The organism is Exiguobacterium sp. s56 (assembly GCF_018618255.1).
Classification (GTDB): domain Bacteria; phylum Bacillota; class Bacilli; order Exiguobacteriales; family Exiguobacteriaceae; genus Exiguobacterium; species Exiguobacterium chiriqhucha.
Map to the genome: position 1 here is coordinate 65,119 of NZ_JACSLR010000002.1, position 22,483 is coordinate 87,601.

Sequence of the window (22,483 nt, forward strand, 5' to 3'; positions counted from 1 at the left end):
GTCTAACAAAAAATGGATACAAAAAGCACTTTGCGGGCGCAAAGTGCTTCGGTCGATCCAGTTTATTTCTTTTCGTTCTTCATTTGAACGTTCATGGCGCGCATCACTTGGTTGACTTTCTTCTGTGACGGCTTTTGACCCATTTGCATCATCAATGTACGAATCATATCTTCGTTGATCGGTGGGTTCTGTTCGAGGTAGTTCATCATGTATTTACGAGCGATAAAGAAACCGATCGCAATACCCCCGATTAGTGCTGCCACGATCAGAAGAATCCAGAATAATGTACTCAAGGCTTAACCTCCTCTACCATATGAAACATCGTTTTTTACTATACACTATATTACGCTAATTCGCTAGTCGTCTGTAAAAAAAGTGGTGACCCAAAACTCCGGGCCACCACTGATAGTAAGCGATTAAAGTGATTTGACAGCAGCGACGACGTTGTCGACCGACATGCCATATTCTTTCATGAGGAGATCCCCAGGGGCAGAGGCACCGAACTTGTCGATTCCGAGTACTTTACCGCCGAATCCGACGTATTTGTACCAGCCGAGTGTCGCGCCCGCTTCAAGCGAGACACGCTTCGTGATTGACGAAGGAAGGACCGATTCTTTGTATTCTGCTGACTGTGCTTCGAACAATTCCCACGAAGGCATCGAGACGACAGCCGCGTTCACGCCGTCAGCCGCGAGTGCTTCGCGAGCTTCGACGAGGACGTGTACTTCAGAACCTGTACCGAGAAGGAGGACGTCCGCCTCGCTCGAGTTACCGGCGACGACGTAGCCACCTTTAGCCGCTTCTTCAATCGACGTGCCTTCGAGTTCTGGCAACGCTTGACGCGTCAAGACGAGAAGTGATGGTGATGATTTCGTTGTGATTGCTTGCTTCCAAGCCGCAATCGTCTCTTTTCCGTCAGCCGGACGGAGAACAGACAAGTTTGGCATCGCACGGAAGCTCATCAAGTGCTCGACCGGTTCGTGTGTCGGGCCGTCTTCGCCGACCGCGATTGAATCGTGTGTCAAGACGAACGTCGATGGGATTCCCATGAGGGCCGCGAGTCGTACCGCTGGACGCAAATAGTCTGAGAAGACGAAGAATGTCGCGCCGTAAGGAAGGACACCACCGTGGAGTGCCATACCGTTGACGGCAGCTGCCATTGCGAATTCACGGACGCCGAACCAGATGTTGCGGCCTGCTGGATCTTCATCGAAGTCTGCAGCACCTTTAATCATCGTGTTGTTCGAGCCTGCGAGGTCAGCCGAACCACCGAAGAGTGTCGGCACCGCTTTAGCGATTGCGTTCAATACTTCACCGCTCGTTTGACGTGTCGCTTTCTTCGAACCGATTTCGAACGTCGGCAACTCGCTGTCCCAACCTTCTGGGAGCTCATTGTTCACTGCACGCTCGAACTGTGCACCGAGTTCAGGGTGTGACGACTTGTAAGCCGCGACGAGTTCGTTCCAGTCCGCTTCCGCTTTGGCACCTGGCTCAACGACTTTCTCGTTGAACAAGTCGTACACTTCGGTCGGTACGTAGAAGTTTTCGCCTTCCCACTTATAGAACTGCTTCGTGAGTTCGATTTCAGCTTCGCCGAGCGGCGCGCCGTGTGAGGCCGATTTCCCTGACTTGTTCGGTGAACCGAAACCGATGACCGTCTTCACTTCGATGAGGGTCGGTTTCGACGTTTCCGCCTTCGCTTCGTCGATTGCTTTCGCGATTGTATCGATGTCCGTGCCATCTTCAACGCGAATCACTTGCCAGCCGTAAGCGTTGAAACGATCTTCGACGCTTTCTGAGAACGACTTGTGAAGGTCGCCATCGAGTGAGATGTCGTTTGAATCATAAAGGACGACGAGCTTTCCGAGTTTCAAGTGACCAGCGAGTGAGGCAGCTTCTGCCGACACGCCTTCCATCAAGTCACCGTCTCCGCAAATCCCGTATGTGAAGTGGTCAACCACTTTGAACTCATCACGGTTGTAAGTCGCTTCCAAATGTTTTTCAGCCATCGCCATACCGACTGCCATGGCAATCCCTTGGCCGAGCGGTCCAGTCGTCGCGTCGACACCAGCCGTGTGACGGTACTCTGGGTGTCCAGGCGTCTTCGAATCCATTTGACGGAACGATTTGAGATCGTCGAGTGAAAGGTCGTAACCAGATAAGTGAAGAAGCGAGTACAAGAGCATCGAACCGTGTCCCGCTGAAAGAACGAACCGATCGCGGTTGAACCAGTTCGGGTTTTTCGGGTTGTGACGCATCTTATCCGTCCAAAGTGTGAACGCCATCGGAGCCGCACCCATCGGCATCCCCGGGTGACCAGAGTTCGCTTTTTGGACCGCATCAATCGAGAGCGTCCGAATCGAGTTAATCGCTAATAATTCTTTAGTAGTTGTTTCCACTAATTTCATCCTCTCTGTTGTTACAAAGTTTCTACCCGTCATATTTTAGCATACTCATTCGTGTGTCACAACTAATTAATTAGTATAACACATTAGATGGAATCGTTTACTTCCTTTCGTCCAAAATCAGTCCATTAAGTCCTCCTGATCGCCGTTCGCGTATAACAAACATGCACACCCTATATGAAATAGGATGTGCATTCGTGGTCACTCCGAGCGATGTCGTTTCTGCTCGTCTTTCAATTTTTCAGGCGTTACGTCGTTCCCGTCCGGATCGACGACCTTCATCCCCATCATTTGCGATTTGAATGATTGGCGGAACGCTTGCAAATATTGTTGGCGCAGCGCTTGCTGCTCGTCCATCTCTTCTGATGACAGTCCATCTGTCTTGGCTTTGTTGGCGAGAAAATTGATTCGCTCCAACTGTTCAGGTGCTAGCATCAGGCTCGCCCCCTCTCTACTGAATTTGTTCTTCTACTGTACAAAATCAGCGAGCAGGAATCAAGTTTCTGGCACTGATACGTGCTCCAAATAACGACGGTTCACGGTCGCTTTCGACACCTCATAGCCAAAACCACGTAGCGTGGCGGCAATTTCAGCGAACGTCAGTCCGCGCTCGCGCAGTTGGACAATTTCTTCGATCGGCACTTCGATTCGGCTCCGACCGCCTTGATCGTGATGTTGGATGTTGCGGTGCGGGTTGAACCCGTTCGCGACCGCCCGACGCATGCCGCGTGAGATTTTCGCATTATGGATTTTACGCTGGTATTCCTCGACGACACTGACGATTTCAAGCACCATCTTCTCGGCATCCGAGACGACGTATTCATCGGACGATTGCATCGTCAACAAGCGGACGTTATGTTTCATGAGCGTATGCAAGATGGCGATTTTCGCGTTCCCTCGTCCGAGGCGGCTGTCATCGCTCACGAGCACGGCATCGAGATTAGATGTCGAGACGTGCTCCAACAAATCGAGCAACCCCGTCCGATTGACCTCATACCCACTCTCTTGCTCACTGATCACATCGACGATTTCAGCGTCAAGACGTTTCGCCATCCGCGTCAGTTCGTCCGCTTGGCGACCGAGTGACGTCTCTTGCGTGGACTTGTTCGTCGACACGCGACAATAAATGACGACTCGCATCCCGTCACTTCCTTTCTTTCCATTCGCCCTCTACGATACACAGGTTCGGGGGCTGTTCGCAATCAGAAAAGATTATTCGGCGGCGAACCACGTCGTCTTGTCGTCTTCTTTCTCAGCGCGTTCAGCGAGAAGCTGTGCCTCGAGCGACTCGGCCTCCGTCAAGGCGACTTCTTCTTCGATGCTATGCTCGATTACTGGTTCGGTCGCGACGACTTCGACATCGTGGCGCATTTCCCCGACCATATAAAACGCGAACATTCCAAGTGCCAACATGCCGACTAAAATGATTCCATTGATTGTGTCTCTCATAACGATTACCTCCTAGGAATAAGAATACACGTTCTCGAGAACGTCTGTTCGTTTATCTGTTCTCATCATAAAACAAGAACTTCTGTTCGGTCAAGTAGAAAAAAACGAACGAATGTTTGTGCGCTCATGTGTTCTTGTGTTAAACTAAACCCATAAAGAATAGGATGCGTTCGCAGGTTATTCGACATAATCGAGGTGAAATCCATTGAAAAAAATGTCAGCAAGACAACAACAGATTCTTGATTTTATAAAAGCCGAGGTCCGGGCGAAAGGGTATCCACCTTCCGTTCGTGAAATCGGAGAGGCAGTCGGACTCGCATCGAGCTCGACCGTCCACGGCCACTTAGACCGTCTAGAGAAGCGTGGATTGATTCGACGTGACAAGACGAAGCCACGTGCCATCGAAATTTTAGATGAAGAGATGTCAGTCGTGGAAGACCATGATGCCGTCATGTACGTGCCGGTCATCGGAAAAGTCACGGCCGGTACGCCGATCACGGCGATCGAGAATGTGGAAGAGCACTTCCCGCTCCCGGCCCACGTCGTCGGTTCCGACAACGTCTACATGCTCTCGGTATCGGGAGACTCGATGATTAACGCCGGCATCTTGGACGGGGACCGTGTCCTCGTCCGCCAACAGAACACGGCCGACAATGGAGAGATTGTCGTCGCCATGACGGATGAAGGCGAAGCGACGGTGAAGCGGATTTATAAAGAAGCTTCGAAAGTCCGTCTTCAACCAGAGAACGACGAGCTCGAAGCGATGTATTTCGATAACGTGTCGATTTTAGGGAAGGTCATCGGTGTATACCGCACGATTCACTAATGGCTAGTGGCAAGACACATACCCGTACGAATCTCGTGGCAATCGGTGCTCTTGCGATTGCCACGCCTTTTATTGACATCGATGTTCCGACCATGTTCCTATTCGGCGCCCTAATCGGGACGTTCTGGCTCTCCCCGGACCTTGACTTAAAGTCGGACGCCTATTATCGATGGGGACCACTCCGAGGCTTTTGGCTCCCTTACGTGAAGATTATGCCCCATCGGTCGTTATTCTCGCATTTGCCGCTCTTGAGCGATCTGATCCGGGTCATCTATCTTGGCTTCCCGCTCACGCTCGTGCTCACGTTCACGCCGTATGAGGAAGCTGCCAGATCATGGCTCGACCTAAACGGGGCCGCATGTTTCTTCGGACTCGTCTTCGCGACGACGTTACATACGACGCTCGATTATGCGTCCACGTTCTTCAAACGTGCCTTTTAAGCCAAACATTTATGCCATACACCTAAAAGGGCAACCCGTCTAGTAGAGACTGGGTTGCCCTTTTTGAACTGTTTATTATATAGAAGCTCAATAACTTTTATGCAACATGACATGATGTTCTGCCACTTCTCGTCCATTGACCAGCAAAACGACACGATGCTCCCCTGAATAATGCCGACGAGTCGTCAAATCTGCCCAACTGTGCATCCTGTTCGCTACAAGTCGCGCACCCCCGGGGACGAGTTTGTTCGCTAGCAGAAATGCTTTACGACTCGCTTTCCCGTTCGCTTTTATGAAATCGATGGCGTATTCGACCCGAATATAGGCGGCATCTCCTGGACGAATCGACAAATCATACTGAATCTCGCACGCCTCACCTATGCTGAGCACATTCGGATGTATAGTAATCGATGAGTTGACGGTCAAATCCGTTTCTTGCGTATAACCAAACAAAGTTAACGCGTCCGGGTGTGCGGATTTAATTAACGTTCGGCACGCATGTCTGATGACCCAGTCGGTATGAGGATGTTCGCCTTGCCATCGACGCGAGACTTCGAGCACGGCTTCCGGGTGATCTTTCGAGATATCGTTGAGATTGTTGGCGACACTTTTCCTTACATATAATGATGGGTCTTCTTTTAATAACTCTAAAACTGCCAACACTGGAGCTGGATTTTCTCTGAACATCGGTAATGACTCCGCCCACGGAAGACGAGGACGACAGCCTTCACTTGCCAATCTTCGCACATGCTCATTCGGATGCTTGGCCCATGCCATCATGCGATCCATTACTCGCGTCGAATCACGAAGCAGAAAAGGTCTGATTGCGAATTCAGAAGACGATTTCTGCGTGAAGAGTTCGAGTGCTGACATCGAGCGTTCCCAATGTTCTTCCGCCTGTCCATACACTTCTACGAAGTCGGGAAAAAATAAATATGGAAAGCCGACACAATCGTCTGCAATTTCAACCAATACATCTATAGCTGACTCGTAGTTTTGAGGTAAGTACTCCCCGAGCTTTGTCGAAATACGGCGCATACGCCCTTTCAGCGCTAACGCTTCCCATGACTCATCTACAATCGATGCGACAAATGCTTGTATATCAAACGATGGGTAAACGGATTGAATACGTCGTCCAAATCCTAGCAAAAAATCCTCATGATATACCTCTTTCAACGGTGTGGCCACGTCTTCCATCTCCTTCAGTTTCGTCTAGTCCGCTCATCCAGCCATACATTCTTCCTCATTATATAGAACGATAGAAAAAGAGTCCTGAAGGAGTTCTTCTTGCGAAGACTCCTTCAGGACTCTGATTGGTAGGGTTAACGTCCCCAGTTCATCTACTTAGTAGAGCGTCATGTACTGATCGCGTTCCCACTCCGTCACTTGCGTGCGGAACATATCCCACTCGATTTCTTTCAACTCGAGGAAGTGCTCACCGATATGCTCGCCAAGCGATTCCATGACGACTTTGTCAGTACGGAGTACTTCGAGCGCGTCGAAGAGCGTAGCCGGAAGATCGTCAATCCCGTTAGCAACACGTTCTGGCTTGTCCATGACGTAGATGTTGCTGTCGATTGGCTTCGGTGCTGTCATGTCTTTCTCAATTCCATCGAGACCTGCAGCCAATAGTGTGGCCAAAGCGAGGTACGGGTTTGCTGCCGGGTCGACCGAACGTACTTCGATTCGAGTCGAGAGACCACGGGCCGCTGGTACACGAACGAGTGGTGAACGGTTGCGCGCGCTCCATGCTACGTAGCAAGGTGCTTCATAACCAGGAACGAGACGCTTGTACGAGTTAACAGTCGGGTTACAAACAGCCGTGAATGCACGGGCATGCTCGAGAATCCCTGCCGTGAAGGCGCGAGCCGTGTCAGAGAGTTCCATTTCGCCGTTCGGATCGTAGAAGACGTTCGTGTCACCTTTGAAGAGCGACATGTTGGCGTGCATCCCTGAACCGTTGACACCGAAGAGCGGCTTCGGCATGAACGTCGCGTGAAGACCATATTTCGCTGCAATCGTCTTGACGACGAGTTTGAACGTTTGGATGTTATCAGCCGTCGTGACCGCATCTGCGTATTTGAAGTCGATCTCGTGCTGACCTGGTGCGACTTCGTGGTGTGATGCTTCGATTTCGAAGCCCATGTTTTCGAGCTCGATGACGATCTCTTTACGGCAGTTCTCGCCGAGGTCGACCGGTGCCAAGTCGAAGTAACCGCCTTGGTCGTTAAGTTCGAGTGTCGGTTGGCCGTTCAAGTCTTTCTTGAAGAGGAAGAACTCAGGCTCTGGTCCGACGTTGAATGCTGTGAAACCGAGCTTCTGCATGCGCTCGAGGTTACGCTTCAAATTGCCGCGCGGGTCACCGCTGAACGGTTTTCCGTCCGGAGTATAAATATCACAAATCAAGCGAGCGACTTTACCGCTGCCGTCTGTCCACGGGAAGACAACCCATGTGTCAAGGTCTGGATAGAGGTTCATGTCTGATTCCTCGATGCGTACGAACCCTTCGATTGAAGAACCATCGAACATCATCTTGTTATCAAGTGCTTTGTCCAATTGGCTGATCGGAACCTCGACGTTTTTAATCGTACCGAGGATATCCGTGAATTGAAGACGAATAAAGCGTACGTCCTCTTCTTGTGCGATGCGTTTGATGTCTTCTTTCGTGAACGTTTTTCTGGCCATGGTGAAATGTCCCCTCTCACATTGTGTAATGGTTAGTGTACTGGCGTCATCGATAAAAACGTGACAGCTCACCTTGAATGAGCGACGTCTTATTGAAACGGCCAGCTTCTTGAAGCTGTGTTTTCAATAATTTGTGTAACTCTTGTTCAGAGATCTTCGGTGCTTCATCGACCGGCGCCTTTAGTGATTCCGCGTCTTTAGCGTCGCTGTTATCGAGCATATGACGAATCGCCGCCAAATTGAAGCCTTGATCGATAAAATCCTTGATCGTGAGTAGACGTTCGACATCATTAAAGGAATAGAGCCGTCGTTTCGATTCCGTCCGACTAGGCGAAATCAGACCCTGTTCTTCATAGTACCGAATCTGCCTACCTGTCAGCTGGGTCAAATCTTGAACGATTCCAATCGGAAACAACGGGTTGGAGCGACGAAATTGATCGGCCATCTCTTACCCCTCCTTTTCTGTCTCACACTGTGAGAATAATACATGACAACTTACCTGTCAATAGATGTTAAGAAAGTTAACATGACATTTCGGTTACAACTTCTGTGAGATATTGTCACGGTCAAATGTGACGAGCTCTTTCGTCCGCAATTGGCTCAAGGCAAGCATGAGCGCGACCTTGACGTGGGCGTAAGTTAATCCGCCTTGAACGTAGGCCGTGTAAGGCGCGCGGAGCGGACCGTCGGCCGACAATTCAATCGACGAGCCTTGAATGAACGTCCCGGCTGCCATGATAACGTCATCCTCATACCCCGGCATATAGGCCGGTACCGGCAACGCATGCGCATTGACCGGCGACGCCATCTGGATGCTCTGACAGAACGCAATCATCTTGTCGCGGTCGCGGAACGTCACCGATTGAATCAAATCGGTCCGGGGCGTCGTATAATGCGGGTCGGTCTCGAAACCGAGCAATCCGAGCAGGCTCGCCGTCAAGTGCGCCCCTTTCAACGCTTGGGCGACTGTGTGCGGCGCCATATAAAACCCTTGATACATCTCTTGGAGCGAATAGAGTGACGGACCGGCCTCGCTTCCGATGCCAGGTGTCGTCATGCGGAACGAGCAGCGTTCGACGAGTTCTTTCGTCCCGGCGATATAGCCACCCGTCTTCGCCAAGCCGCCACCCGGGTTTTTGATGAGTGAGCCGGCCATGAGATCAGCCCCGACGTGGGTCGGTTCAATCGTCTCGACGAACTCACCGTAACAGTTGTCGACGAAGACGAAGACGTGCGGGTGTGCCGCTTTGATTTTCGCGATTGCCTCCCCGATTTCTTGGACCGGAATGCTGCGTCGGTTGGCGTAACCTTTCGAGCGCTGGATGCCGACGAGCTTCGTCTCAGGGCGAATCCGTGCGATGACGGTCTCGACATCGATCTGGTCGTCTTTCAACTCGACCGTGTCGTAGCCGACACCAAGTTCTTTGAGCGACCCACGGCCGTCTCCCCGAATCCCGACAATCTCTTCGAGCGTGTCGTACGGCTTGCCGGTAATATAAAGCAGTTCATCCCCTGGCAACAACACACCGAACAAGGCGATCCCGATGGCGTGCGTCCCAGAGATGATTTGCGGGCGGCATAGGGCGAGGTCCGCCCCGAACACGTCAGCATAAATCGATTCGAGCGTGTCGCGTCCAATATCGTCATAGCCGTACCCGGTCGTCGGATTGAAATGAAAGTCCGACACTTTATGCTTCTTAAACGACTCGAGGACACGGTATTGGTTGAACTCCGCTGTCGCCTCGATCGTTTCAAAATATGGTTTTACCCGCGCTTCCGCCTCGGTCACGAACGGGGCCAATTCATCATAATACGCAATCTTTTCTTGCCACATCATTGTTTCACACCTCAAATTGTTTCAGCGTCGCATATAGACGCGTGTCTTCTCTCATATATCCAACGAGTTCGACCGAACCGTCATCGAGGAACTTCTCCTCGAGACGATACATCGAATCTTTGGCCGGATGGTAATGCTCGAACGAGCGGACCGGCAAGATGACGTGTACTTTCGTCAACACATCAGCAATCTTATCTTCGATCGCGCCGATGAGCGTCTCGATATCGTTCGAGTCGAGCGCCGAGATGACGAGCGGTCCGCCAACGAAGTCTTCGGTCAACCGGTCTTTCTTATTGTATACCTCGAGCTGCGGCAACTCACTCGCGCCGAGTTCCGTCAAGACCGAGTTGGTCGTGTCGATTTGGTTCATGTAATGCGGGTTTGACGCGTCAATGACGTGCAAGACGAGGTCAGCCCCGAGCACTTCCTCGAGCGTCGAGCGGAACGCGGCGACGAGTTTCGTCGGCAAGTCGCGAATAAATCCGACCGTATCCGTGATGAGCACTTTTCCGCCGCGCGGCAATTCGAGCTCACGCGTGAGCGGATCGAGCGTCGCGAACAATTCGTCCTGTTCGTACGTATCGGCGTCCGTCAAGCGGTTGAAAATCGTTGATTTTCCGGCGTTCGTATATCCGACGAGCGCGACTTGGAACACACGGTTCTCTTTCCGACGTTCGCGGTAACGGTCACGGTGCGCGACGGTGCCTTCGAGATTTTTCTTAATCTCATCGATGCGGCGCTTGATGTGCCGGCGGTCCGACTCGAGTTTCGTTTCACCCGGTCCCCGTGTCCCGATTCCGCCACCGAGACGTGACAGTTGCGTGCCTTGTCCGATTAAACGCGGGAGCAGGTAGTTCATTTGGGCGAGTTCGACTTGGAGTTTCCCTTCTTTCGATTGGGCCCGTCCGGCAAAGATGTCTAGAATCAATTGCGTTCGGTCAATCAGTTTCATCTCGTCCGGGTCGTTCAGCGAGATGCGGATGTTCTTCGACTGGGCTGGCGACAGCTCGGCGTTGAAGATGACGATGTCCGGCTCGAACTGTTCGATGAGCACCGCGAGCTCCTCGACCTTCCCTTTCCCGATGAACGTGCGGCGGTCGACTTGTTGCCGTTTCTGATCGAGACGGGCGACGACCTCACCTCGTGCCGTATCGACCAATTCGACGAGTTCCCCCATCGATTGTTCATATGTCCAATCGTCGACAGTTGGTAATTGACATCCGACGATAATGACTTTCTCTCGTTGCATAAAAATCCCTCATTCCTATAAGTCTCATCCTCCATCTTACCACGAAACGGCGAATGGAGAACGTCCGTTTGTGGTACGATATGAGGAGAAGGAGGAACGTCCATGACGAAACGTAGAAAAGAGTATCCATTGCCTGAATATATCGAGGCGTACTTGTTCCATCTCGGCGCAAGCGGCCGTCAACCGTCGACGCTGAAACGCTATCGGTACGACTTGATCGATGTGCACAAATACTTTCATGACCATAACGTCGAGCTCGATGCCCCGGAGGCGTGGCTTGCCGTCCCGCTCGAATCGTGGAAGACGTTCGTCAACGACTTCCTCATCGAAGAGAAGCAATACCAACAGGCGACGGTCGCCCGAATCGTCACCGTCATCAATAGCCTGACCGTCTTCTTGAATCCGCTCCGGAAAAAGATGCTCGCCTATGCCCAACCGGCTCATACGCTCACCGTCGACCAGATTGCCTTGCCGACCGAGTTCAGCAAGCTCGTTCGGACGATCCGTTCGACAAGCGGGCTGAGTGAGAACCAGCTTCAGGCGCATCCGTATCTCGTCAATCGGAACGAGCTGATCGTCACGTTGTTCTATAAATATGGACTCCGGGTGCATCATATCATCCGCCTCCGGATGAACGACCTGCATCTCGCGAGCCATGAGTTCGACGTCTATGACCGTCTCGGCAACCGGTTCACGTTGAAACTCAGTCAAGAGGACCAGACGCTCCTCATGAACTATTTGGCTGACATCCCGACGCCGGTCCGTCCACGTTGGTATTCGGACGATCCCGTCTTCGTCTCGTTCGACTTCTCCCGGATGACGTTCCGTTGGGTGTATGCGAAGAACCAGCCGAAACAGCTGACGATTGTCATGATCACGAAGATGATGCGCCAATTGAACGAACGCAGCGGTCTCAGCCGTTCGGTCACACCGTCGATGCTCCGGAACGCCCACGTCTTGAAGACGTATGCGACCGACATGACGTCACTTGAACGGATGAACGTGACGTGTATGCATAAAGAGTCATCGCTCCGGCGCTATGAGCAGGCGTATGCGGAGTTCGGCGCAACGCTCTATGAATCAGGGGGCGTCACCCCGTAACCCGTCGTCATCTTTGCAGGTGACGGCTTTTTTTACTTGATGATCCGAAAGGTGGGCGTACCGTGTTTTTTCAAAAAATCCAATCTGCTCTCATCAGTCTATTCATTATTCCTTTCGTGTTGCCGCTCTTCTTTCCCTACGCGCTCGATTTGTCATATGGACCGAGCGTGGCCGTCTATTTGCTCTATGCGATCCCCATCGTGTTCATCTACGGGACGTTCACCTCTATACTGTCCGAGTATATAAGCCAAAAGACGCCATTCCGTTCGAAACGGGTGACGTCTTTCGTGTTCCATCTGATTGCTGGCTGGTTGTTCGTGGTCCCATATGGACTGTTATTCGATCCATCCATCTTCGAGAGAGGTATATTCAACCTCGCATCGTTACTTGGCGTGTCGAGCGCCTTCATTTTCTATGCGGTCGACCAACTGCTTGGCCATCATTTCAAAACGCTGTAGTCAGTGGGCCCACTCATTTCGCAACAAGCCGTATACGACGTGGTCGACGTAGCGGTCATATAGCCACTCCGCGTTGCGAAGCACCCCTTCTTCGAGGAAACCGAACCGTTCCGGCAAGGCCCGGCTCTTCACATTCCCGGTTGCGACCCGAATCTCGATTTTATCGAGTTTCAAGTCACGGAACCCGTAATCGATGACCGTCTCGAGCGCTTGACTCATAACGCCTTTGCCTTGAAACTCTTGGCCGAGCCAATAGCCGACCGTCCCACACTTGATGCCTCGGTCGATGTCGTTGAAGCCGATCGTCCCGGCGAGCTCACCCCGATACACGATCGCAAACGACTTCGGATAGCCGCCCGTCTCCATCAATCCTTTAATCCGCCCTTCGATATTTTGCCGCGAATCGTCGACCGTCTCCGTATAATCTAGCCAACCGAGCCACTCGCGAAGGTATGGCTTCGACGCCATCGTCAATTGGAACAACGCCTCTGCGTCATCAATGGTGAACATTCGTAGTTGAAGCTGGTCGTTGATGTCATAGCGTAACATGTCGTTTCCCCCGTTTACTTTCCAATTATTGTACTCTTAATGATTTTATCGTAAACTATTTGTAAATAATTTGAAAGCGGTGAAAGTATGTAATTCGACATCATGTCATCCACCCAAAATTGAATAGTTCTGGAGGAGAGTCATGATGAAGTCGTTTTACCTGCTGCTGGTCAGTCAATGGCTGGCCAATATTGGTGACGTGCTTTATATCGTCGCCTTGATCGCTTTGTTATATCAACAGACCGGTTCCGCCCTGGCTGCGGCCAGTTTCCCGATTGCCGTCACGATCGGCATGACCGTGAGCGGTCTGTTCTTTGCCCGCGTCTTATCTCGGTTCACCCTCGGTCAGACGCTGCTCGTCACGCAACTGTTGAAGACGACCTTGCTCGGGGCCGTCATTTGGTCGGAGTCGATTCTCGTCCTCGGCCTCGTCGTGCTCATCGCCTTCTTGGATGGGTTCGCCCGTCCGGTCCAAGCGTCGTTCATCCCCCGGCTGACGACGAATCGCCAACAAGCGAACAGTCTCGTCCAAGGGTCGAATCAGTTCATCCAGCTGGCGATGTGGCCGCTCGGTACGATGGTCGTCGCTTCGTTTTCAAGCGCGATTGCCTTGACCGTCGCGTTGATGTTATTCATGCTCTCGACGCTCGTCACGCTTCGCTTCGTCCGTTCACTCGACCGCGACGTGACGGTAGAAGATGGTGAATCAGACATTTCCCTTAGAGACAGCCTCGCCATCGTGCGAACAGTACCTCATGCTCGATTAATCACGGTATTCGTCACGTTCGAGTCTTTCGTCAGCACGCTCTGGATTTCGGCGCTTTTGCTCGTCTATCTGGAACGACACCTCTACATCGATACGGGCTGGTGGGGGACGATGAACGCGAGCTACTTGATCAGCATGATTCTGGCCAGTGCATACTTGTATCGCGCTCAACGGACCAGTTCACTTGCTGTCAGCTCCCTACTGTCGGTCGGGGCTGCCTTGTTGTTCGGCGTGACGTCTCATATCGCATTCGCGCTCATCGCGCTCGCAGTTCAAGGATACGCCACCCAACTCCGTATCATCCAAACGAACACGGTGCTCCAAGAAACGTCACCTGTCTCGCAACTTCCGTACGTCTATAGCGTCCAACAGACGGCCTACACCCTCGCCTTCAGCATCGGCAGCCTGACGTTTGGAATGCTCGCGGACGGATTACCGATCGCCATCGTCTATTTGATTGGCGCAGCGTTGACCGTTCCGCTCGTCTGGCTCGGTCGGCAAATCGATTTGACGGACGATGTGATTCAATCAGCTTAATAAGAAGGCGCCTTCTCGGTCAGAGAGGGCGCCTGTTTGATGATATGTGGACTTTTTAAGATTGCTCGTAGTAATGCTTCCCACCAAAATAGATGGTTGGGCTCCCCCGACGGATACATTTTAACCCAATCGCCGCCTCGACAGTCGGGTCCGACATCGTGATGATTTCGAGGACCGTGTCCAATCCGTATATCCGATAGTGGCAAAATGTAGCGACGTCCGGTTTGATGTACTCCCACAACTGAAAACGTGTTTCTTGGAGTTGATCGAGATAGCCTGACTTTGTATAACGAACGATTTGATTTCCTTCAAACTTGTCATGAGGCGTGATCACCACTCCATCGGTATACGATTCATCGATGACTTCCATGTATATGATGTCTTCAAAGCGGAGCTTCACGTTCACCATCTCGCTTTGCGGAGGAATCCCATTCGCCTCGAGCCGCTCACGGAAAGAGACGTTCCGTTTCCTAGGGTGGTCGAAGAGCTGTAGATTGAACGTCAGAGTCTTAGGTCCGAGGTCATAATTGAAAGCAAACACGTGCATCATCCCGTCATACAAGAACAAATCTTCAAATCTCATTGGAAACCACCTCTCCCGGATGTTTATACTGAAACACACCGTAGCCATATCCTTGCGTCAAATCGCCTCCAATGAACAATGAGACGGTTTCTGTCTCGGTCGGGATGAGGAATCGAATGCCTTCCCACTCTTCATCATGTTCCAGGAGTGACACAAGTTGATGAACAGCTTGTTCTGGTTGTCGGGAGACATCACAACTCACCTTATACGTCTTCGACCACGTCCATTTCCCACTAGATTCAATTGCATGATCGCTTCCCGTCCGCTTCGCCCAAGACTCAAAATCGGATAACAGTTTATTTTTGGATAAGACGACTTGGAATGACGTAACACCGAGTGCGATTAATAAGTCCGCAATGAATGCCGCAGGGGCCTTCACTTCCGGTAACCCGAACTCTCTCCATTGGCTGTCCGGTGAGAGGCCGTACATATCCTCCATTTTCAGAGAGTATGAATCAGGGTCATGAAACGTCTGACTGTGTGCCAATAAAAAATCGAGGAAAGAAACATCGTGTCCGGCTAGCTCGATGGACACAACTTTTTCTGTATATAATTTGCGATGATACGAATTATACAAAAAGACTAGTTTTTCATTCGAATAGATGCCAATCGGTAACGTCAAATCAATCCATCGAAGCTGAAGTAATTGTGGTTTGGTAAGTTCCAAATCTAGCTCACCATAGTCAATCACGCGATAAGAACCGAGCGGCAAAACGTCTGACCAAATAGATTTGAGCAAGAACAAATCAATCGTCCGGAACGTCTGCGCATGTAGATGCTGAACATCTAAGGCATCGAAATTCAATTGGCATTCCCCTTTCCATGAACAGTGTGCTGAATCGATCACAAGTGATGTCGTATACTGAAAGAAACCTTGGAATGGAGTGATTGATGATGTCCACCCTTTCACACGAAGAAACAACCGAGTTGTTGAAAACTCTCGAAGCGCGCTTTACCACCAACCCCGAACGACATCAAGATCTCACCTGGCCCGACATCTTGACTCGTCTTCAAGCGGACGACCGTAAACTCGCCGCGCTCTCCGAAATGGAACGGACCGGCGGCGAACCCGATGTGATTCGACTTCCGAACGGGGAGCATGTCTTCTGTGACTGTTCGGTTGAAAGTCCGAGTGGTCGACGTAGCCTATGCTATGACGATGCGGCGTTAGCGGCGCGAAAGAAGAACAAACCGGTGGGGAGTGCCGTCGAGTTGGCTGAAGAGATGGGTATCGAACTACTCGACGAAGCAACGTATCGCTATCTGCAGACGCTCGGTACGTTCGACTTGAAGACGTCGAGCTGGATTGTCACCCCGGAATCGATTCGTCAAAAAGGCGGAGCCTTATTCTGCGACCGGCGCTACAACCAGATCTTCGTCTATCATAATGGCGCCGATTCGTATTATGCGGCCCGAGGATTCCGCGGAATGTTCATCCTCTAAGCAGGGCCACGTGCCTTGCTTTTTTATGTGAAGAGCCAATTGAAGACGATGGGGACATACTTGACGAAAAATAGACTGACAAATAAAATGGATAACACTTTGAATGGCCACATGAACCAGTCGTTCAACTTGCGTGTGAAAAACAAGAATAATGCATTTGCTATCAAACTTTGTGTGAGGTTCGGCTCTTCCATCATTTGAGAAAGTAGAACACCCCATCCAGGGAAGGAATCCAGACCAAACGTTGCCGAAAAATCTGGCGACGTATCGTACTTAATTCGGATGTACCACGCCATGACATAAACTGATACGAAAATCGATGCCCAAATCGTCATCCCTAAAAATAAGAAAAAGTCTTTCCACGACTCCACGTCGATGATACATATGACGATTAAAATCCCAATCCCAATTACAACATTAATAATAAACAGCGGAGAAATCGTCAGAATCGAGAATTCTTCTGCTGTCAGAAATGATCCCGCAACTGAACTTCGGCTATAATCTATCATCTTTTCCTCATCTCACTTATGTAAAGAATAATAGCATCATACAATGCTATGTAAAGTCCTATTCCCATCCCTATCCCAATGAGCAACAGAAGCGCTCCTAAGTGCTTCGTTGTCATGCAGACTAAGATGACATGGAGCAAAATCGTTCCTACGATACTATCCACGGTCGCATCTTGCACTGAGACGGACTGTTTCGGTTTAAATAACAAATACATGCCGGCGGTAGATAAAATGATGCCTAAACCGCTGATTGAAAATAAATCAATTACTAACATCTTTCTTGTTACTCCTTTTTATATAAACTCGGTAGTTGAAATAAAAAATAGTGAAATCCGAGTACTCTCCTGTTCAAAGTTTAGATTCAATCCTCCTAGATGTCTACCAAAATTTTCAAACAAAAACAGCATGCCCAATTCAGGCATGCTGTGGTTCATATCTCTATTTCTACAGTTTTAACCTTACGCTTGAAGCGTGACGTTCAGTTCTTCCGCGACCGCCTTGAAGGCAGCGAGCGCACGTTCGAGGTCGTTACGGGTATGTTCCGCCGTCACGATCGTCCGAATCCGGGCCTTGCCTTTCTCGACCGTCGGGAAAGCGATGCTCTGTGCGAACACGCCGTGGTCTTTCAATTTGTCCGAGAACGTGTGCGCGAGCGTCTCTTCGCCGAGCATGACCGGTGTGATCGACGTCGTCGCATGGCCGATATCGAAGCCGAGATCACGAAGACCCGTCTTGAAGAACTCGGTGTTCGCCCAAAGCTTATCGAACAGCTCTTCCTCCTCTTTCATGACACGGATCGCCTCACGGTTCGCCGCGACGACCGCTGGCGGGTGTGACGTCGAGAACAAGAACGGACGTCCCTTTTGAATCAAGAAGTCACGGATGTCGTTCGAGCAGGCGACGTAGCCGCCGAGGACACCAATCGCTTTCGACAACGTCCCGACTTGTAGCGCGACCCGGCCGTCGAGCCCGAAGTGGTTGACCGTACCGCGGCCGTTTTTGCCCAGCACGCCCGAGGCGTGGGCATCGTCGACCATGACCGCCGCGTCATACTTCTCGGCGAGCTCGACGATTTCTGGGAGCGGCGCGATGTTGCCGTCCATCGAGAAGACGCCGTCCGTGACGACGAGACGCGTCCGATAATCTTGCGTCTCTTTCAACGCCGCCTCTAAATCGGCGAGGTCGGTGTGCTTATAGATGCGGCGGGCCGCTTTCGTCAACCGGATGCCGTCGATAATCGAGGCGTGGTTGAGCGCGTCACTGATGACGACGTCTTCCGGACCGAGCAGTGCCGACAAGACGCCGAGGTTCGTCGCGAAGCCCGACTGGAACACGAGCGCCGCTTCCGTATGTTTGAATTCGGCGAGCTCGCGTTCGAACGCCTCGTGCATCTCGAACGTCCCGGCGATTGTCCGGACCGAACCTGTGCCGGCCCCGAACTGTTCGACCGCTTCAATCGCCGCTTGTTTCAAGCGCGGATGGTTGGCGAGTCCGAGATAGTTGTTCGAAGACAACTGGACGAGCGACTTGCCGTCGATCGTGACTTCGTTCGCTTGCGCCGACTCGAGCGGCACGAGCGAGCGGAACGTGCCCGCTTGTTTCATTTCATTGACTGCTTCTGTAATATGTTCAAATGCCATATCGATTCCCCCTGTTATGGTATTAAGACGACCTTTCCACATTTCCCGGCACGCATAAGCTCGAAACCTTGCTCGAACTCCTCAAGCTTGAACACGTGCGTGATAATCGGTTCTACGTTCAGCTGACCTGTCGCGAGTAGCGTCGACACTTGACCCCACGTCTCATACATCTTACGTCCGGTGATGCCCTGAACGCGCACCCCTTTGAAGACGACGTCACGCGTCAAGTCGATGGCGACCGGCTTGGCTGGGAGTGACAACACATTGACGTCCCCGCCGGCCGTGACCATCTTGAACGCCTGGTCGATGGCGACCGGATGCCCGCTCATCTCACAGACGACATCGATACCGTCCCCGTCCGTCTGATCCATGATCAGCTCGAGCGGATTTTGCTCGAGGCTATTGATGACGACGTCCGCCCCCATGTCTTCGGCGAGCTTCAACCGGTACGGGTTGACGTCAATCGCATAGACGCGGCTCGCGCCCGCCGCCTTGGCGACGCCGACGGCCATGAGCCCGATTGGCCCACACCCGACGATGGCGACCGACTTGGCTGACACGTCACTCGCGAGCACTGTATGGACGGCGTTTCCGAGCGGCTCTTGAATCGAGGCGAGCTTGGCCGGCATCGACTCTGGATTGACCCACAAGTTCTCTTCGGGCATGACGACGTATTCAGCGAAACAGCCTTGCGTGTCGACACCGATGATTTTCGTGTTCTTACAGATGTGATACTGCCCGCGCAAACACTGTTTACATTGGTGACAGACGATATGCGTCTCGGCCGATACGGTCTGTCCGATTTGGATGCGTTTCGTTCCTTCCCCGAGCGCCACGACTTCCCCCGCGAACTCGTGACCGAACACGTATGGCGGTTTGACCCGGCTCTTCGCCCAGTCGTCCCACTCATAAATGTGGACATCGGTCCCGCAAATCGATGTCGCTTTCACTTTGATTAACACTTCCCCGGCGCCTGGCGTCGGGATTGGTGCTTCGACCAATTGGGCCCCGAATCCGGCCGTATGTTTTTGAATCGCTTTCATCACAGGTGTCGTTGCTTCCTTCTCTGTCGTAGACACGAGCTGTTCCATTGAAAACGTCCCCCTCTTCATCTCTTAATCGAACTTCACGTTCTCTTTCATCTTGTCATAAAATGACGAACCTGAGAAGATAGAACGTCGATTTTCCAGACAAAAAAGAGAAGCCATCCGCGCCGATGGCTTCTCTTACAAGAATAGGACCTATGTCCCGACCGCAAGCTCATCTTGGTTCGATGATGAGCTTGATTGCCGTTCGTTCTTCTCCGTCAATCATAATATCGGTGAACGCAGGGATGCAAATCAAATCCAGCCCGCTCGGCGCGACGAAACCACGCGCGATCGCGACCGCTTTGATGGATTGATTGAGCGCTCCAGCGCCGATTGCTTGAATCTCACACGTTCCTTTTTCACGAAGTACGCCAGCGAGTGCACCCGCCACGGAGTTAGGATTCGATTTTGCCGAAACTTTGAGTACGTCCATTCTTGTTTCCCCCTCGGGTAGGTTGTTCAATCAAACCATACGGTCTGATCATCTAGGTGTATGCGTTCGATTTTCGTGGCTCGTTTCGATTGGTCATCGATTGTGATTAAAACTCCATTTAGTTGTTCCCGTCCCTCGGCAACTTCAAACCGGACCGGGAGCTGGGTGATGAATTTTCTTAAGACGACCTCGGCATCCATGCCGAGCACCCCGTCGAGCGGACCCGTCATCCCGACGTCGGTGATGTACGCCGTACCGTTTTGTAGGATGCGGTTGTCAGCCGTCTGGACGTGCGTATGGGTGCCGACGACGGCTTGGACGCGTCCGTCAAGATGATACCCCATCGCAATCTTCTCACTTGTCGCCTCGGCGTGCATGTCGACGAAAATCGCATCGACCTCGCCGCGAATCTCTTCGACGAGCGCGTCGACGGTGCGGAACGGACAGTCGAGCGACGGCAGGAACACCGTCCCCATCGCGTTGATGACGGCGAGCTTCTTCCCGCCTTGTTTCAACACCATCATCCCGACACCGGGCGTACCGGTAGGATAGTTGGCCGGGCGGACGATGCGGTCGGCATCATCAATCCAGTCAAAGATGTCACGGTTGTCCCAAGTATGATTCCCCATCGTCACGCCATGAAATCCAAGCTCGAGAAATTGTTGATAGATTTTTTTTGTGATACCACGTCCGTTGGCTGCGTTTTCACCGTTGACGAGCATGAACGTCGGGCTATATTTGCTTTTTAAGCGTCCGATTTGGGCGCTCAAGATGTCGCGACCTGGTTTTCCGACCACGTCGCCGATAAATAAGATTTTCATAGTCTTGTCCTCCTCCAATAGAAAAAGCGGAGAATGTCTCCGCTCTTGTTACTTCGCATAATCGACGGCACGCGTTTCGCGAATGACCGTCACTTTGATTTGGCCTGGATAGTCAAGCTCATCTTCGATCCGTTTACAGATGTCGCGGGCCATCTTGTTCGCCACGACGTCATCGACGACGTCTGGGCGGACGATGATCCGGACTTCACGTCCCGCTTGGATGGCATATGACTTCTCGACTCCTTCGAACGACTCACAGATCGCTTCGAGGCGCTCAAGGCGTCGGATATAGCTTTCGAGCGTCTCTTGACGGGCTCCTGGACGTGCCGCTGACAAGGCGTCAGCCGCTGCGACGAGGACCGCAATCGTCGACGTCGCTTCGACGTCCCCATGGTGCGAGGCAATCGAGTTGATGACGACTGGATGCTCTTTGTACTTCGTGGCGAGTTCGACACCAATCTCGACGTGGCTGCCTTCGACTTCATGGTCGATGGCTTTCCCGATATCGTGGAGGAGACCCGCTCGTTTGGCGAGCGTGACGTCTTCCCCGAGCTCGGCGGCCATCATGCCGGCGAGGTGGGCCACTTCGACCGAGTGGGCGAGCACGTTTTGACCGTAACTCGTCCGGTAACGCATTCGACCGAGCGTCTTGACGAGGTCCGGGTGGACGCCGTGGATGCCGGCTGAGAATGTCGCTTCTTCCCCGTATTCACGGATGCGCTCATCGACTTCACGACGTGATTTCTCGACCATCTCTTCAATGCGGGCCGGATGGATCCGACCGTCTTGAACGAGTTTTTCGAGCGTCATCTTGGCGATTTCACGACGGACCGGGTCAAATCCAGATAGGATGACCGCTTCCGGCGTGTCATCGATGATGAGGTCGATGCCGGTGAGTGTCTCGAGCGTGCGGATGTTACGTCCTTCACGTCCGATAATCCGCCCTTTCATCTCATCACTCGGCAAGTTGACGACTGACACGGTCGTCTCGGCGACGTGTTCGGCCGCATAACGTTGCATCGTGAGAGACAAGAGGTGTTTCGCTTTTTTATCAGCTTCTAATTTTGCTTTTTGCTCGATTTCTTTTTGAAGGAGAGCAGCATCGTGAAGCGCTTCCTGCTTCGCTTCGTCCATGATGATGGTCCGTGCTTCTTCTTTCGACAAGGCTGCCACGCGTACTAGTTCTTGGCGTGCCTCCTCATATAATTCCTCCACTTTGCTCTCGAGCGTTTCCGCTTCACGCTTCCGTTTCGCGAGTGCAGCCTCACGTTCATCCAGGGCGTCTTCTTTCCGTTCAAGCATGTCTGCTTTCCGGTCGAGAAGCTCTTCCTTTTGGACGAAACGATTTTCTTTCACTTTCTGCTCTTCACGTCGTTCGCGCAATTCTTGTTCGGTTTCATTGCGAAGTTGAATCATCTCTTCTTTTACTTCAAGCCGTGCTTCTTTTTGCATCGCTTCCGATTGTTGTCGCGCTTGCTCTACAATCTTGGTCGCTTCCGTCTCGGCACCTTGAATCTTCGCTTCGGCGATCGATTTACGCACAAAAAAACCTGCAACAAAAGCTATCGGCAAAAGGAGGATCAGAATAAGCTCTAATAGCCATTCCATCATGTTCACCTCCCTTTCGCAAGGTTATTTTATTTTTTCATGAATGAAAACGCGAG

Annotated in this window: 26 protein-coding genes; 6 read left to right on the forward strand and 20 right to left on the reverse strand. The window is 51.9% G+C overall.

Translation table 11 applies throughout. The features are described 5' to 3' along the window. Window positions 1–62: 62 nt before the first annotated feature. The 5 genes from KNP71_RS03250 to KNP71_RS03270 all read right to left on the reverse strand — a co-directional run bounded on the left by KNP71_RS03250 (window position 63) and on the right by KNP71_RS03270 (window position 3,854). Complete coding sequence (locus KNP71_RS03250; RefSeq protein WP_021067584.1) at window positions 63–293, reverse strand: YneF family protein; 231 nt, start codon at window positions 291–293, stop codon at window positions 63–65. A gap of 123 nt (window positions 294–416) precedes the next feature. Beyond that, window positions 417–2,408: a transketolase gene (tkt, locus tag KNP71_RS03255; protein ID WP_029595351.1), complete on the reverse strand. Its 1,992-nt coding sequence runs from the start codon at window positions 2,406–2,408 to the stop codon at window positions 417–419. 198 nt (window positions 2,409–2,606) lie between these two features. Next, window positions 2,607–2,840: a DUF896 domain-containing protein gene (locus tag KNP71_RS03260; RefSeq protein ID WP_021067586.1), complete on the reverse strand. Its 234-nt coding sequence runs from the start codon at window positions 2,838–2,840 to the stop codon at window positions 2,607–2,609. Window positions 2,841–2,900: 60 nt separating this feature from the next. Further along, window positions 2,901–3,545 (reverse strand): YneB family resolvase-like protein, encoded by a 645-nt coding sequence (locus KNP71_RS03265; RefSeq protein ID WP_021067587.1) that lies wholly within the window; start codon window positions 3,543–3,545, stop codon window positions 2,901–2,903. A 72-nt stretch (window positions 3,546–3,617) separates the two neighbouring features. Then, window positions 3,618–3,854 carry a hypothetical protein gene (locus tag KNP71_RS03270; RefSeq protein WP_214756573.1) on the reverse strand — a complete coding sequence of 79 codons (237 nt, stop codon included), beginning with the start codon at window positions 3,852–3,854 and terminating at the stop codon, window positions 3,618–3,620. A 205-nt stretch (window positions 3,855–4,059) separates the two neighbouring features. Here KNP71_RS03270 and lexA point away from each other — a divergent pair, with 205 nt between their 5' ends. Both lexA and KNP71_RS03280 read left to right on the forward strand, forming a co-directional pair. After that, entirely contained in the window at window positions 4,060–4,680 is a 621-nt protein-coding gene (gene lexA / locus KNP71_RS03275; protein ID WP_021067589.1) for a transcriptional repressor LexA, read from the forward strand. Beyond that, window positions 4,680–5,120, forward strand: coding sequence for a metal-binding protein (locus KNP71_RS03280; RefSeq protein WP_214714758.1), 441 nt, complete (start codon window positions 4,680–4,682; stop codon window positions 5,118–5,120). Before lexA ends, KNP71_RS03280 begins: the two co-directional genes overlap by 1 nt. A gap of 87 nt (window positions 5,121–5,207) precedes the next feature. Here KNP71_RS03280 and KNP71_RS03285 read toward each other — a convergent pair whose 3' ends face one another. The 5 genes from KNP71_RS03285 to hflX all read right to left on the reverse strand — a co-directional run bounded on the left by KNP71_RS03285 (window position 5,208) and on the right by hflX (window position 10,891). Continuing rightward, window positions 5,208–6,308 (reverse strand): DNA alkylation repair protein, encoded by a 1,101-nt coding sequence (locus KNP71_RS03285; RefSeq protein ID WP_214829999.1) that lies wholly within the window; start codon window positions 6,306–6,308, stop codon window positions 5,208–5,210. 156 nt (window positions 6,309–6,464) lie between these two features. Continuing rightward, window positions 6,465–7,805: a type I glutamate--ammonia ligase gene (gene glnA, locus KNP71_RS03290; RefSeq protein ID WP_021067592.1), complete on the reverse strand. Its 1,341-nt coding sequence runs from the start codon at window positions 7,803–7,805 to the stop codon at window positions 6,465–6,467. 46 nt (window positions 7,806–7,851) lie between these two features. Next, window positions 7,852–8,250 carry a MerR family transcriptional regulator gene (locus tag KNP71_RS03295; protein ID WP_029595347.1) on the reverse strand — a complete coding sequence of 133 codons (399 nt, stop codon included), beginning with the start codon at window positions 8,248–8,250 and terminating at the stop codon, window positions 7,852–7,854. A gap of 93 nt (window positions 8,251–8,343) precedes the next feature. Next, window positions 8,344–9,639 carry a methionine gamma-lyase family protein gene (locus KNP71_RS03300; RefSeq protein ID WP_058764531.1) on the reverse strand — a complete coding sequence of 432 codons (1,296 nt, stop codon included), beginning with the start codon at window positions 9,637–9,639 and terminating at the stop codon, window positions 8,344–8,346. 7 nt (window positions 9,640–9,646) lie between these two features. Then, a complete protein-coding gene (gene hflX / locus KNP71_RS03305; RefSeq protein WP_131471212.1) occupies window positions 9,647–10,891 on the reverse strand; it encodes a GTPase HflX in 1,245 nt (414 codons plus the stop codon). Window positions 10,892–10,993: 102 nt separating this feature from the next. Between hflX and KNP71_RS03310 the strand changes: the two genes are divergently transcribed. Beyond that, window positions 10,994–11,992 (forward strand): site-specific integrase, encoded by a 999-nt coding sequence (locus KNP71_RS03310; protein ID WP_131471213.1) that lies wholly within the window; start codon window positions 10,994–10,996, stop codon window positions 11,990–11,992. A gap of 62 nt (window positions 11,993–12,054) precedes the next feature. Then, window positions 12,055–12,450 carry a hypothetical protein gene (locus tag KNP71_RS03315; RefSeq protein WP_214830002.1) on the forward strand — a complete coding sequence of 132 codons (396 nt, stop codon included), beginning with the start codon at window positions 12,055–12,057 and terminating at the stop codon, window positions 12,448–12,450. Here KNP71_RS03315 and KNP71_RS03320 read toward each other — a convergent pair whose 3' ends face one another. Further along, window positions 12,451–12,999, reverse strand: coding sequence for a GNAT family N-acetyltransferase (locus tag KNP71_RS03320; protein ID WP_131471215.1), 549 nt, complete (start codon window positions 12,997–12,999; stop codon window positions 12,451–12,453). Window positions 13,000–13,141: 142 nt separating this feature from the next. On the opposite strand from KNP71_RS03320, the gene KNP71_RS03325 reads away from it, so the two are divergent. Beyond that, window positions 13,142–14,302, forward strand: a complete 1,161-nt coding sequence (locus KNP71_RS03325; protein ID WP_214830005.1) for an MFS transporter — start codon at window positions 13,142–13,144, stop codon at window positions 14,300–14,302. A gap of 55 nt (window positions 14,303–14,357) precedes the next feature. Here the strand turns inward: KNP71_RS03325 and KNP71_RS03330 are convergent, their stop codons facing one another. Further along, on the reverse strand, window positions 14,358–14,885 hold the full coding sequence (locus KNP71_RS03330) for a hypothetical protein (RefSeq protein ID WP_058763817.1): 528 nt from the start codon (window positions 14,883–14,885) through the stop codon (window positions 14,358–14,360). Beyond that, window positions 14,875–15,690 (reverse strand): hypothetical protein, encoded by an 816-nt coding sequence (locus KNP71_RS03335; RefSeq protein WP_058763819.1) that lies wholly within the window; start codon window positions 15,688–15,690, stop codon window positions 14,875–14,877. Before KNP71_RS03335 ends, KNP71_RS03330 begins: the two co-directional genes overlap by 11 nt. An 89-nt stretch (window positions 15,691–15,779) precedes the next feature. Between KNP71_RS03335 and KNP71_RS03340 the strand changes: the two genes are divergently transcribed. Further along, the gene (locus tag KNP71_RS03340; protein WP_214830008.1) at window positions 15,780–16,328 is read left to right on the forward strand and encodes a DUF4256 domain-containing protein; all 549 of its coding nucleotides are present in this window, start codon (window positions 15,780–15,782) and stop codon (window positions 16,326–16,328) included. Between the two features lie 23 nt (window positions 16,329–16,351). Here KNP71_RS03340 and KNP71_RS03345 read toward each other — a convergent pair whose 3' ends face one another. The 7 genes from KNP71_RS03345 to rny form a co-directional block, all read right to left on the reverse strand. After that, window positions 16,352–16,837, reverse strand: a complete 486-nt coding sequence (locus KNP71_RS03345) for a hypothetical protein (RefSeq protein WP_214756571.1) — start codon at window positions 16,835–16,837, stop codon at window positions 16,352–16,354. Next, window positions 16,834–17,112: a hypothetical protein gene (locus KNP71_RS03350; protein WP_131471218.1), complete on the reverse strand. Its 279-nt coding sequence runs from the start codon at window positions 17,110–17,112 to the stop codon at window positions 16,834–16,836. The genes KNP71_RS03345 and KNP71_RS03350 overlap by 4 nt, the downstream gene beginning before the upstream one ends. Before the next feature lie 183 nt (window positions 17,113–17,295). Continuing rightward, complete coding sequence (locus KNP71_RS03355; RefSeq protein WP_214830011.1) at window positions 17,296–18,477, reverse strand: glycine C-acetyltransferase; 1,182 nt, start codon at window positions 18,475–18,477, stop codon at window positions 17,296–17,298. 14 nt (window positions 18,478–18,491) lie between these two features. Then, entirely contained in the window at window positions 18,492–19,568 is a 1,077-nt protein-coding gene (gene tdh, locus KNP71_RS03360) for an L-threonine 3-dehydrogenase (RefSeq protein WP_131471220.1), read from the reverse strand. A gap of 169 nt (window positions 19,569–19,737) precedes the next feature. Next, window positions 19,738–19,998, reverse strand: a complete 261-nt coding sequence (locus KNP71_RS03365) for a stage V sporulation protein S (RefSeq protein WP_012726477.1) — start codon at window positions 19,996–19,998, stop codon at window positions 19,738–19,740. 26 nt (window positions 19,999–20,024) lie between these two features. Further along, on the reverse strand, window positions 20,025–20,819 hold the full coding sequence (locus KNP71_RS03370; RefSeq protein WP_058763830.1) for a TIGR00282 family metallophosphoesterase: 795 nt from the start codon (window positions 20,817–20,819) through the stop codon (window positions 20,025–20,027). 48 nt (window positions 20,820–20,867) lie between these two features. Continuing rightward, window positions 20,868–22,430, reverse strand: a complete 1,563-nt coding sequence (gene rny, locus KNP71_RS03375; protein WP_029595337.1) for a ribonuclease Y — start codon at window positions 22,428–22,430, stop codon at window positions 20,868–20,870. Between the last annotated feature and the right edge of the window lie 53 nt (window positions 22,431–22,483).